The sequence below is a fragment of the Desulfatiferula olefinivorans genome (assembly GCF_054657895.1).
Map to the genome: position 1 here is coordinate 187,755 of NZ_BAAHXV010000004.1, position 11,258 is coordinate 199,012.

An 11,258-nucleotide genomic window follows, 5' to 3' on the forward strand; every position below is an offset into this window, starting at 1 on the left:
GGCCCCGCTCTGCATCAGGCCGTCCGGGCCGGAGCCGCATGGGCAAACTGCCGGAGGGCCATTTCACGGATCAGTTTCTTGTTGAGTTTCTGGACCTCGGTCAGCGGCATCTGATCGATGATCATCACCGCTCTTGGAATCGCATAACGCGCCACCCGGGTCGACAGAAAGACGATGAAATCGTCGGCGGTGATGCGGTCCTTGAATTCGGCCTTGGGCTGGACATAGATCACCACCCGCTCGCTGCCTTCGCGCTCGGCGTCGGGGACGCCCACCGTGGCCGCATGCTCGATGGCCGGATGGCCGTAGAGAATGTCATCGATTTCCCGGGAGTAGACCTTGTAGCCCGATACATTGATCATGTCCTTGGTCCGGTCGACGATGGTGAAATAGCCCCGCTCGTCGATGCTGACCACATCACCGGTACGGACATAGCCTTCCTCGTCGAGGCCGCTGCCCGCATTCGGCCAGTAGCCCAGCATGCGCTGGGGCCCCTTGAGGCAGAGCTCGCCCACCATGCCCGATGTGATGGTTTCGTTCACGCCCAGCACCTCGCCGGTTTTGACGTCCAGGAGCTTGACCTCGGTATCGGGAAAGGGAAATCCCGAGGTTCCCCGTTTCTCCGGGGTTTTCCCTCGGACGGCCTTTCGGCTGGACAAAAAGAGAATCAGGGCGATGCCTTTGCAGAACAGATACCCGACGGTCCGGGGGCCCAGAAGGCGCAGAAAACGGTTGATCACGAAGGCCACGCCGGGAATGCCGTAATTGAAACTCATGATCCGCTGGGGAATGCGTCCGCCGGCGATGCGGAGCAAAAGCGACGGGTTCAGGTGGGTGCAGGGAGACATCTCGGAGAGGCCGTACCCTTCCATGATGGCGCCCCCGGATTTTTTTTCGAAATCCTTCTGGGTGCTGGGCGGCAACGGTGCGGACCCGGACACGCCAAGCATGGCATGGCCTTTGAGCTCTTCCCGGGACAACTGCATGAACTGGGCGGGCACGCCGATCTGCATCAGGGGCCTGTAGCGTTTGATCATCCGGACCATGGCGGCGGTGTCCCGGGCATCGGGAATGAGGATCATGTCAAAGCCCTGCATGGTCATGGAATGCATCACCACATGGCCGTAGGAATGGAAAAAGGGCAGGCCCAGCAGCACGGACACGGCGCCGCCCAGGAGGTTTTTCGAATTGCCGAAGGCCCAGCTGCTCTGGATGGTGTTGGCATAGATGTTCCGGTGACTGAGCATGCACCCTTTGGGCAGGCCGGTGGTGCCGCCGGTGAACAGCAACAGTTCCAGGTCTTCGTCCGTGTTGAACTTTACGGCGGGCGGGCAGGGCTCGTGGCGGTCGATCAAATTCGTCATCCAGACCGCGCCCCGGAGACGGAGAGGCTCATGGGTTTCGGGCGGTGCATCCGAATAGTCCATCAGGTCGGTGACGACGATGTGGGGGATATCGCAGTTCTCGACGATCGGTGCGATGGTGTCAAGACCGGTATCCAGTAAAATCAGGGCCTTGGGCGCGCTTTCCTTGAATTTGTGGGACAACGACGGGGTGGGCTCCAGGGAGCTGCACGGCACATGGACCAGCCCCGCCTTGGAAATCGCATAGTCCGCGATCACGAACTGAATCGACGTGGGCAGAAGGGTGGCGACCCGGTCGTTTTTGACGAGCCCCATGGCGGCGAAGGCCGTAGCCAGCCTGTCTGCGTGATCCTTGATCTTTGGGTAGGTCATCCTGATATTGTACTGGATCGCCCCGGTTTTTTTGTACCGGGCCGCCGCACGGTCCAGGATGTCGAACACGGGTTTGTCCGGATAGGGTCGAAATGTCTTGGGGATTCCGAAAACCTTGTATTCACTTCGCCATGGAACGGTCATTTCCTTGCTGCTGAACATGGGTTCACCTCCGGAAAAAAGTGTTGATGGAAAGTGTGTCTGTGATCGGGGTCGCTTGAGCCGGTGAGTCGATACCTTCCTTTTTACATGGGAAGGCCGAGGAAATCAATAGGTTGACCGAAAAAATGTACAACAGTTAAAAAAATATGGTTGTCACGGATCGTAAGTTATTTCGGTTGGATTGATGAACGTGTCGGGATATTGTCAGCCGGAATGTCGGAATATAAAGGTAACATTGCGTATTTGACCGGGGCGTCGGGCCGTTTTGCCCTGACAGGTCGGGAAAGATCGGGTTGATTTATCGACTGAAACGGGATAATTACACAGGCAGTCGGAACGCCGGAGGGCCTTGCCTTTCGGCATAGCATGCGGCAGGGGGGGAGACGTGAAAGCCGAAGACAGAAAAGCCATGATACTGATGTACTCCAAACAGCTGTTTTCGGAGTTCGGGTATCATAAAACCCAGATATCGGACATCATATCCCGTGCGAAAATCGCCCGGGGCACCGTTTACCAGTATTTCAAGAGCAAGGACGACCTGTTCATCACCCTGCTTGAGGACTATTTCACCAAATGGCGTGAACTTTTAGGCAAACGGGACTATGAACTTGATTTTACCTCGATCACGGCCGAAGCGTTTCTGAAACACCGCATCACGACCACCCTCAGGTTTTTTGCCGATGACCCCGAACTGTGCAACATCGTCCTTCGGATGGGGGTGGGGCTTCACGAAGACATCGAGCGGGTCATCCAGCGTCTTGAGAGAGATATTCTGAGCATCATCACCGACGAGCTTCGATTCGGCCAGAAAACCCGGAATGTGCCCCAAACGCTGGACACGGATCTGGTGGCCAACCTTCTGGCCGGGGCGGTGCTGCGAACGGCGTTGTTCTACTTTGTCCAGGAACGGGATAAATTCGTTGGTAAAACCGTGGATGATCTGGCCGACGGCATCACCCGATTCTTTGCGCCCGGTCTGTTTCGGAAAGAGGGAGACGGCTGAGCTTTCGGGTGATGAGAATCCATCATGGATGAAAATGGCCGGCCCCGTTGACGGGGACGGCCTTTTTGTTTGGGAACCCGGGTTGATCGCCGGCCGGTCAAACCCGCCGGGCTGACGCGGGTGATCAGTGCTGGCCGATGGGCAGAACCGGTCTGCTGTACTGCTCGTTGAGCACTTCGGCCATGGCCAGGTAGATGGCGCTCAGGCCGCAGATGATGCCCTCGAATCCGGCGATTTTTCCGATCAGTTCGGACCCGGTCCAGTCCTTGACGGCCAGAAGGAAGAACAGCACGGTCAGACTGGCAAACACGAATTGGAGTCCTTTGTTGGATTTCAGTGTTCCGAAATACATGAACAGGGTGAAGATTCCCCACAGAAACAGATACCAGCCCATGAATGAGGCGGGAGTGGCCTCGGCCCAGCCCAGCTTGGGCATGACGATCAGGGCGACCAGGGTCAGCCAGAAGTGGCCATAGGAAATGAAGGCGGTCACACCGAAGGTGTTGCCCTTCCTGAACTCAAGAACACCGGCGATGATCTGGGCCAGTCCCCCGTAAAACAGGCCCATGGCCAGAATCATGGCGCTGATGGGGAAAAAACCGGCGTTGTGGATGTTCAGTAACACGGTGGTCATCCCAAAGCCCATAAGACCGAGAGGACCAGGATTGGCCAGGGTATCGTTCTTCATTCTTTAAACTCTCCTTCCAGATACGTTGGTTGAACTGCTTTTCTGCGCGAAGGGTCAGGGCAGGCCCGAGTCGGGACCCTTCGGCAACACGACATTCCTTTTACCCGGCCGTTTGTCCGGCGGGTGCGGGCGTTTTCATGATCCTTGAGGATCATGTCCGGCAGAAAACCCGAGGAACCGACCCAGCTTGCACTGCCTGTGCCAAGGGGGGCCTTGCGTCGGTAAAGCCGCATATCAATCAGGCGTCAGACTGTGCCTGTGCTGTGGAAAAGGGTGGTTTGGGCAGGGGGAGGGCCTTGTGACACCGGATGGGAGACGGGTGGACCCGCACAGTCGCCCCATAAAAATGAGTCACATCTGACTCAACATCATGATAATGAATTGTATGACATTGAATTTGAAAGAAATTATCAAATGAGTCAATCATGACTCATTATGAGACTTGTCAAGGCCATGCCGGGCCATCTTCCGGAACAGGGTCCGCCGGGAGATGCTCAGCGATCGGGCCGCGTTGATCCGGTGCCATCGGGTCGTGTCTAGGGCGCTGACGATCAGTTTTTTTTCATAGGCGTCCACGGCGTCGGTCAGGGACATCGCGTGCGAGGGCGCCGTTTCGGAAACGGCCTGATCGGCCGGACCCTGAGCGCTGCCGGTAAAGTCCATGCGCCGGAGGGTCACGTAGCGGCGGAGCACGTTCTGCAGTTCCCGGACATTGCCCGGCCAGTGGTAGGTGTAGAGGGCCTCGATATCCTTGCCCGGCACCGCATCGATGTTGAGATCGGACCCCAGCTTCCGGAGAAAATGATCCACCAAAAGCCCCAGATCTTCCTTGCGTTCCCGTAAGGGGGGGATCAGCACGGGGATCACGTAGATGCGGTAGAAAAAATCCTCCCGGAACCGTCCGCGTCTGACCTCGTCATACAGATTCCGGTGGGTGGCCGCCACGATCCTGACGTTCGAATGCCGGACTTCGCTGCTGCCCACCGGGGAATACCCCCCGCCTTCGATGGCGCGAAGGAGCTTGACCTGCATGCCGTGGGACAACTCCCCGACTTCGTCGAGGAACAGCGTGCCCCCGTCGGCCTTGTCGAGAAATCCCTGCTTGGCGCTGTGGGCCCCGGTGAACGCCCCTTTGGTGTGCCCGAAAAATTCCGTTTCCAGAAGGGTTTCGGGAATGGCCCCGCAGTTGACCGGCACGAACCTCTTTTCTTTCCGACCGCTCATGTCGTGGATCGCCCGGGCCACCAGTTCCTTTCCTACCCCGGATTCCCCGACGATGATCACGTTGTCCGACGAACCCGCCGCCTTGAGGATCAGGTCGTAGACCTCCTGCATGGGGCTGCTTTTGCCGATGATGTCGCAGAACCGGAACCTCTCCTTCATCGCGGATTTGAGAAGAAGGTTCTGCTGCAACAGCTCCTCGGACTCCTTTTTCATGGCGATTTCAAAGCGTTTCTGCTGGGTGATGTCCTGGAGGGTCGTGACCGCGCCGGTCAGGGTTCCGTCCTTGTCGAACACCGGCGCGGCGAGAAAATAGATGTAGCGGGACTTGCCGTTCATGTTTTCGAAAAAGTCGGTGGCCTCCCAGGCATGGGGCACGATGTCCGAGGTGGCGGGATTCTTCCCTTCGTAAATGGAAAGGAAGGTGTCGTAATCCTGGTCGATGATCAGATCGGCCAGGACCGGACGGGGATGGTCGTAAAAGGCCTCCCAGGTCCGGTCGGTCCCGATCATCTTCCCTGCGGACAGTCCTGTCAGGATCTCACAGGCCCTGTTCCACACCACCACCTTGTGATCGAGCCCGATGGCGAACTGGGCAATGGGTATGCATTCCAGCAGATTCAGCATGATAAAAAAAACCTCCTCGCCTTATCCCCGGATAAGATGCGTTTGCCGGGCCTGCTCTCTATCGAACGGGATGCCTGTTGCGGGGATCGTGTTATTCATCCAAACGTGCCTGCCAATGCCATGGCCGTCGGTGTAAATGAGATACAGCCCAGATGACGATAGTGTCCCGGCCGAATGAAAAGAGGATTTTATAGGGGAATTTGGGAATGTAAGCCTTGTATATGTCGCCGTCTTCAACTAAAAACCAGTCCGGTGCTTGTCTGATTTTTCTTATTTGAGCAAGAACAGTTTTTTTGAACCGTTTCCCAAGACCCGTAGATTGAATGTCATACCACCTGATCGCTTCATCAAATTCAAGCGCCGCCAGTTCATGGATTTTAACGTTCATCGACGACGTCTTCAAAATCAAGAAGTTTTGCCTTTCCCGTTCTTACAGCCTCCATACGGCTTTTGACTTCACTGATCCATTCCAGCCTCAGGGATTCATCTTCCTTGTCGATGCTCGCCAAGATCAGCTCGGCGAAAATCACCCGTTCATTGGGCGGCATTTTTAATGCTTTTTCCAATAAGACCTTATCCATTTATGTTCCTTTCAATCGTCTGTTCCGTTCTTACTTAACCTTAAACAGCGTCTTTCTCCACAGTAATCAGGCCCTGGTCGAGGGGTGGTCGTTATTTCTTATATAAGTCATATCGGTGCATCATACAAGCCGCCTGGAGGAAAAGATCCGTCTCACATCATCGGACCCGCCCCACCGGGGCCAGGTACATGGCGAATTCGTCGGTGCCGTCGAGGCCCAACAGTTCGTCGAGTTCGTCCTGGTCGTAGGCGGCGATGGCGCAGGTGCCGGCGCCGATGGCTTCGCAGGCCAGGTAGAGGTTCTGGCAGACGTGACCGGCATCCAGGGCCATGACTTTGTGGGCGGCCAGGCCGTAGCGCCATTCCATGCGACGGGGCACGGCGGCCCAGATGAAGGTGACGGCGGCCTTGCCCGGATAGGGCTGGCCCAGGGCGGCGATGGTGATTTTTTCGGCAAGCATGGCGGGGGCGGATACCTGAACCAGCCGATGGGACAGGGGAAGATAGCGGTAAATGCCGGGGGCCAGGGTGTCGACGGCCAGCACGACCAGATAGGTTTCAAAAGCGTGGCGGCAGCCCGCCGAGGGCACGGTGCGGTAGGCGCTGCCCTGAACGGGACGGGCCCTCAGGCCCTGGGTGGCCCAGAGCAGGTAGGCCAGATGCTCCAGGGTCAGGGGTTTTTTCTGATAGGCCCGGTGGCTTTTGCGCCGGGCGATGGCCTCGGTCAGGTCGGTTTGGTAAATGGTGGTAAAGTCGCCGGGCCGGGACAGGTCGATGAGCGTCGCCCCGTCGGGCACGGGCTTCTCCAAGGGCGGTGCGGGCAGGCCCCGGTTCTGGTCGGTCAGGCGGAAATTGACCCGTTTACGGATGCGGTCCGTGAGAAAATCACGATACATCGAAAGCCTGTCGTCATGCATGGGTTACCTCCTCGATGACATTGATGGGTCATCTTTCAAGGATTCCTTCTGGTGGGAATGTTCGGCCGTTTGCCGCCACGCGTCTGAGCCGGGCGATGAAAAAACCGTCCATGTGGTGGCGGTGGGGGTGGGAGACCAGGCAGCCGCGCAGGGTTTTCAGGGGCCGGATGGGTTCCGGCAGATCATCGGTGTCGGAGACCAGGGTGACATCCGGGTGGCTGTGTAAAAAGGAATCGATGACCGCTTCGTTTTCTTCGGGTTCGGTGGAGCAGACGGCGTAGACCAGGAGCCCCCCGGGTTTGAGCAGGCCCGAGACCGTGGACAGAAGGCGGACCTGGCGTTTTTTGTAGCGGTTCAGGTTTTTCTTGGTCAGGCTCCATTTGCTGTCCGGGTTTCGGCGGATCACCCCCATGCCCGAGCAGGGGGCATCGAGCAGAATGCGGTCGAACCACCCTAATGATTCGATGCCGACGGGTTTTTCAAGGTCCATGGCCCGTGTTTCGACAACGGTCACGCCCAGGCGAACCATATCCCGGGTCAGGGCGGTCAGCTTGGCCGGATCATGGTCGATGGCCAGGATCTCGCCCCGGTTGTTCATCAGCTGTGCCAGGTGACCGGTTTTGCCGCCCAGTCCGGCACAGGCGTCGAGGACCCGCTCGAAGGGTTTGGGGTCAAGCACCAGGCTGACCAGCTGGGCCCCTTCATCCTGGACCTGGAATCCGCCTTCGGCAAAGCCCGGCAAAAGAAAAATGGGCCGGTCCGGATGATGGAAGCTGAGGCCGTCGGGCGAGTAAAGGGTGTCGGCCGGATCGGTCACATGGGGGGAAAGGGCATGTTTCAGGGACTCCCGGTCGGTTTTCAGGCGGTTGACCCGGATGCTGATTTCCGGGATGGTGTTCAGGTAGTCACAAAGGGCAAGGGTCTCCTCTTCGCCGAACCGGTTCAGCCATTTCTGAACCAGCCAGGTTGGGAAAGACCGGGTCAGGGCGATCGACAGGGTCAGGTTCTGTGCCGGATCGGGGAAGGGCACCTCGGGGGTCCTCACGACCGTCCGAAGCACGCCGTTGACGAACTTGACCACCCAGGCCGGGGCGGTTTTTTTGGCCAGCTCCACCGAGGTGTTCACGGCGGCGGATTCGGGAATTTTCGACAGGTATCTGATCTGAAAAACCCCCAGCCGAAGGATGTTTAGAATTTCGGGGCTGATTTTGGCAAGCGGGGTTTTGGAAAAATGACCGATCACGTGGTCCAGGGTTCCCCGCCGACGCAACACCCCGTAAACCAGGGCGTGGACCAGGGCCTGGTCGCGCCTGTCCAGTTTCGGATGAGCCTCGGTGAAATCGTTCATCACCGTGTCCAGGGTCAACGGCTTTCTGTCCAGGGCATTCAAGATAAATAGGGCCGATTCGCGCGCCGTGTTCGACATGTCTATCCTTTAGGGTTCGGGTGATTGGTCCGGAGTGTTCGAAAATCCTATAGTACACTTTTGTCGGTTTGGCGAGGGGAAAAAGGCCGGACAGCGCCCGCAGCCGTTTACGGGGGAACAGACAGGAACGTTCGCTCAGCCCGTCAGGACCCGGATCCGGTTCATTGAAAAAAACAGTCATGCCTTGATGAAAATGCAGAAGGGCCAGAGCGTTTTTTGCTGCACGTATGTTTGATGAACTCGAAAAAAGTCAATGTTTGGACGGCGTCGTAAAATGTTCGAGATCAAGGATTGCGAATCCATAAGGAATGAGGCGTACTTCGGGTACGCCGCAGTGACGAGGGATGACGCGTAACGCAGATATCGGACGTTTTACGACGCCGTCATGTTTGAGGGAAAGAATTCGTTCGAGCCACCGGTCCTCTTTGTCATTTTGTGTGCCCAGGCTTCGTTGCCGCCAGAGGACACCCGATCGGAGAAGGCAACAAGGGGCACCTTCAAGCGTTTGAAGAAACGCCTGAAGGCGGCTTGGCGCTCCATATTCGGCTTTACAGGGCGCCCGGCCGGCCCCGAATCATGCAGGCTTTCAAGACGAAACGGCCGGGTGTCAGGGCTGATTCAAAAGCCGTTTCAACAATTCTGCCCGTTTTACGTTGTCGTCGCCGTTTCTGAAAGCAATGACCAGCTCTTTCCTCATCAGGCTGTCTCCGAAGGATTCGATATTGGAAATGCCTTCTTTCTGGGCGGTGTAAAGCATGACGTTGGAATCCGTCAACGCAGCCTGGAACCGGCCTTTTGAAAGCATTTTCGCAAGGCTGGCCTCGTTCGTTGCAGGGCGCGCATGATGGGCATAGGCGGCGATGGCCCGGGTGATCGATTCCGGGTAGACGTAATTGTCGATATAACCGACGTCATGCTTTTCGAACAGCTCGTCGATGGTTGTGAACACAAGGGTCGTTCCGATTTTTTTCATCACATCGATGCTGGACTGGTCAACGGGGACCGATGCAAAGAAACCTTCTGCGACCTCTTCGGGCCATGCGGGAAAATAGCCCACATATTCGGGGTCCTTGGCCTTGTCCTGAGCGCGTTTCCAGGGGTAGAACTCAACGATCAGGTTGATCCCCTCCTTTTTCAGAAGCTCCCTCAATTTCTGGACCGAATTGCCCTGGGTCGCCATGTCGGCCCCCGAGTAGGGCTGCCAGTCAAGGGATGTGATTTTCCAGGTCTCTTCCGCCGAACCATTTGAGACTATGCAGACAAACAACATGAGGACAAACAGCGACAGTGTTTTTTTCATGGCGGTATCTCCTTTTGGCTTTCCTTACATTCGGGTTTCGTTGTTGATAGACGACAAACGGGTTGTTTGCGGCCTAAAACGACGGCTTCAGCATGAAAAACGACATCGGCAAGTCTGGAAACAGGGCTTATGCTATAACGTTCGAATCGGTTGTCGGAGTGATTGGAGCATGAGTTCTGCAATGATGAATTTCTGTCTTTTTTTAAGCCTCTCCGAAGGTTTTGTCAAATGATATGTGATGCTATCTGTCTGATTTTAGTAAACAGAATCTTTAACGGACCGACGACTTTGTCGCCCGGCGACGGGCGGTTTTTTTATTGGGTCAGCTTAGACGCCGTTTCAACTCATGCTGCAGGGCGAGTCGGACCAGGAGTGTTTCGGGGCCGCCGATTTGCCGGGCGATGATCGCCGCACGTTTTGATGACGGCGTCCGGCGACCATTTTCGATATCGCACAGACTCTGCGATGAAATCCCGATTATTTTTGCAAGGGCGGTCTGGGATAAGCCTTTCTCGAGTCTGAAGTTTCTGATCGCTTGCCCAAAAGTAAGGTCACTGCGCTTTTTTTCAGGTTTCATGATGATAGAACCCCACTATGCCGTCAATCCGTTGGAAGAAGATCGACACGCACAAGCTTAACATTATATATAAGCCGTGAACGCGCCGTTAACCGGCAGGTTGACGTTTACGGCACACGGTTTTTGTGTCGCCGGAAGAACCACGATCTACGGTTCGTCCGGGCGGTTGATGCGGGTGACCATGTCGTGGATGATTTCGGCGGTGATGCCCCAGATGACCCCGAAGTCGGTTTTGTAAACCAGGATTCGGTGGCGGGCTTTGCCCCAGGGTTTGTGGTACATGGGGGGCAGTCCCAGATCCTTGGCCGGGAGGAGGACCACGGTGTTGCCGTTCCGGTCGGTGTAGCAGGGTTCGACCACCATCCGGACCATGTAGGTCTCCGGCGGGGTTCGGACAAAAAAGGACAGGGGGAGGGTGAAGACCTGGGCCACTTCCTCGGTATTGACCGACAGCGCATCCAGACCCCGGATGTCCAGCCGCCCCAGAAAGGCGTCCACCGTAGCGCCGATGCTGGCCACCAGGGTGTCGAACCGGCCGAGTACGGTGATGCGCTCCCGGGTGAGCCCCAGCTCCTCCATGGTTTCCCGCAGTGCCGTTTCCCGGCAGGAGGTGTCCACCTTCGGATCATGCATGCCGCCGGGAAAACAGATTTCTGATGCCTGCCGGATGCCTTCGGCCCGTTTTTCGAACAAAAGATGGGGCTCGCCGTCCCTGTCGACCAGGGGCACCAGGACCGCCGAGTTGAAATACCGCTCGCGGCCGAGAATGTGGGGGGTTACGGGAAGGCGTTCGATGAGCCGGTCAATCATGTCGTGGGTCATGCCAGTGTCCTTGTCTGAATGAAAAAAAGGATTATGCCAAGTTTTCATGAAAAACGAAACCCCCCAGTCAAAATTTCCCCGTCCATGATTGACTTTGCCGGCGGCCCTGCCGGGGGCCCGCCTTTTGAAAAGGCGGCCAAACAGGTTTTTGGGGTTTTTCAGGGTGGGGCTGTCGGCGTTATGCGGTGCGCGGTTGTTC

General features: G+C 56.8%; 11 protein-coding genes. 1 reads left to right on the forward strand and 10 read right to left on the reverse strand.

The genetic code is table 11. The features are described 5' to 3' along the window. Positions 1 to 14: 14 nt before the first annotated feature. The gene (locus ACYQ11_RS05125; RefSeq protein WP_459922677.1) at positions 15 to 1,898 is read right to left on the reverse strand and encodes an AMP-binding protein; all 1,884 of its coding nucleotides are present in this window, start codon (positions 1,896 to 1,898) and stop codon (positions 15 to 17) included. Between the two features lie 385 nt (positions 1,899 to 2,283). Between ACYQ11_RS05125 and ACYQ11_RS05130 the strand changes: the two genes are divergently transcribed. Beyond that, positions 2,284 to 2,901 (forward strand): TetR/AcrR family transcriptional regulator, encoded by a 618-nt coding sequence (locus ACYQ11_RS05130; RefSeq protein ID WP_459922678.1) that lies wholly within the window; start codon positions 2,284 to 2,286, stop codon positions 2,899 to 2,901. 124 nt (positions 2,902 to 3,025) lie between these two features. On the opposite strand, the gene satP is transcribed toward ACYQ11_RS05130, so the two are convergent. The 9 genes from satP to ACYQ11_RS05175 form a co-directional block, all read right to left on the reverse strand. Further along, positions 3,026 to 3,589, reverse strand: coding sequence for an acetate uptake transporter (gene satP, locus ACYQ11_RS05135; RefSeq protein WP_459922679.1), 564 nt, complete (start codon positions 3,587 to 3,589; stop codon positions 3,026 to 3,028). 423 nt (positions 3,590 to 4,012) lie between these two features. Further along, entirely contained in the window at positions 4,013 to 5,437 is a 1,425-nt protein-coding gene (locus ACYQ11_RS05140) for a sigma-54 interaction domain-containing protein (protein ID WP_459922680.1), read from the reverse strand. Positions 5,438 to 5,528: 91 nt separating this feature from the next. Continuing rightward, complete coding sequence (locus ACYQ11_RS05145; protein WP_459922681.1) at positions 5,529 to 5,825, reverse strand: hypothetical protein; 297 nt, start codon at positions 5,823 to 5,825, stop codon at positions 5,529 to 5,531. Beyond that, positions 5,815 to 6,018, reverse strand: a complete 204-nt coding sequence (locus tag ACYQ11_RS05150) for an addiction module protein (RefSeq protein WP_459922682.1) — start codon at positions 6,016 to 6,018, stop codon at positions 5,815 to 5,817. The genes ACYQ11_RS05145 and ACYQ11_RS05150 overlap by 11 nt, the downstream gene beginning before the upstream one ends. Before the next feature lie 157 nt (positions 6,019 to 6,175). Further along, complete coding sequence (locus ACYQ11_RS05155) at positions 6,176 to 6,934, reverse strand: SagB/ThcOx family dehydrogenase (RefSeq protein ID WP_459922683.1); 759 nt, start codon at positions 6,932 to 6,934, stop codon at positions 6,176 to 6,178. Positions 6,935 to 6,962: 28 nt separating this feature from the next. Beyond that, entirely contained in the window at positions 6,963 to 8,360 is a 1,398-nt protein-coding gene (gene rsmB / locus ACYQ11_RS05160; protein ID WP_459922684.1) for a 16S rRNA (cytosine(967)-C(5))-methyltransferase RsmB, read from the reverse strand. A 607-nt stretch (positions 8,361 to 8,967) separates the two neighbouring features. Continuing rightward, positions 8,968 to 9,660, reverse strand: a complete 693-nt coding sequence (locus tag ACYQ11_RS05165; protein ID WP_459922685.1) for a substrate-binding periplasmic protein — start codon at positions 9,658 to 9,660, stop codon at positions 8,968 to 8,970. Positions 9,661 to 9,982: 322 nt separating this feature from the next. Continuing rightward, entirely contained in the window at positions 9,983 to 10,237 is a 255-nt protein-coding gene (locus ACYQ11_RS05170) for a helix-turn-helix transcriptional regulator (protein ID WP_459922686.1), read from the reverse strand. Between the two features lie 147 nt (positions 10,238 to 10,384). Next, positions 10,385 to 11,059 (reverse strand): NUDIX hydrolase, encoded by a 675-nt coding sequence (locus tag ACYQ11_RS05175; RefSeq protein WP_459922687.1) that lies wholly within the window; start codon positions 11,057 to 11,059, stop codon positions 10,385 to 10,387. Positions 11,060 to 11,258: the final 199 nt, after the last annotated feature.

Coding starts and splice junctions, on each gene's coding strand:
- ACYQ11_RS05145 (WP_459922681.1), bottom strand. CDS start 5,825: ATGAACGTTAAAATCCATGAACTGGCGGCGCTTGAATTTGATGAAGCG.
- ACYQ11_RS05165 (WP_459922685.1), bottom strand. CDS start 9,660: ATGAAAAAAACACTGTCGCTGTTTGTCCTCATGTTGTTTGTCTGCATA.
- ACYQ11_RS05150 (WP_459922682.1), bottom strand. CDS start 6,018: ATGGATAAGGTCTTATTGGAAAAAGCATTAAAAATGCCGCCCAATGAA.
- ACYQ11_RS05140 (WP_459922680.1), bottom strand. CDS start 5,437: ATGCTGAATCTGCTGGAATGCATACCCATTGCCCAGTTCGCCATCGGG.
- ACYQ11_RS05125 (WP_459922677.1), bottom strand. CDS start 1,898: ATGTTCAGCAGCAAGGAAATGACCGTTCCATGGCGAAGTGAATACAAG.
- ACYQ11_RS05170 (WP_459922686.1), bottom strand. CDS start 10,237: ATGAAACCTGAAAAAAAGCGCAGTGACCTTACTTTTGGGCAAGCGATC.
- rsmB (WP_459922684.1), bottom strand. CDS start 8,360: ATGTCGAACACGGCGCGCGAATCGGCCCTATTTATCTTGAATGCCCTG.
- ACYQ11_RS05155 (WP_459922683.1), bottom strand. CDS start 6,934: ATGCATGACGACAGGCTTTCGATGTATCGTGATTTTCTCACGGACCGC.
- satP (WP_459922679.1), bottom strand. CDS start 3,589: ATGAAGAACGATACCCTGGCCAATCCTGGTCCTCTCGGTCTTATGGGC.
- ACYQ11_RS05175 (WP_459922687.1), bottom strand. CDS start 11,059: ATGACCCACGACATGATTGACCGGCTCATCGAACGCCTTCCCGTAACC.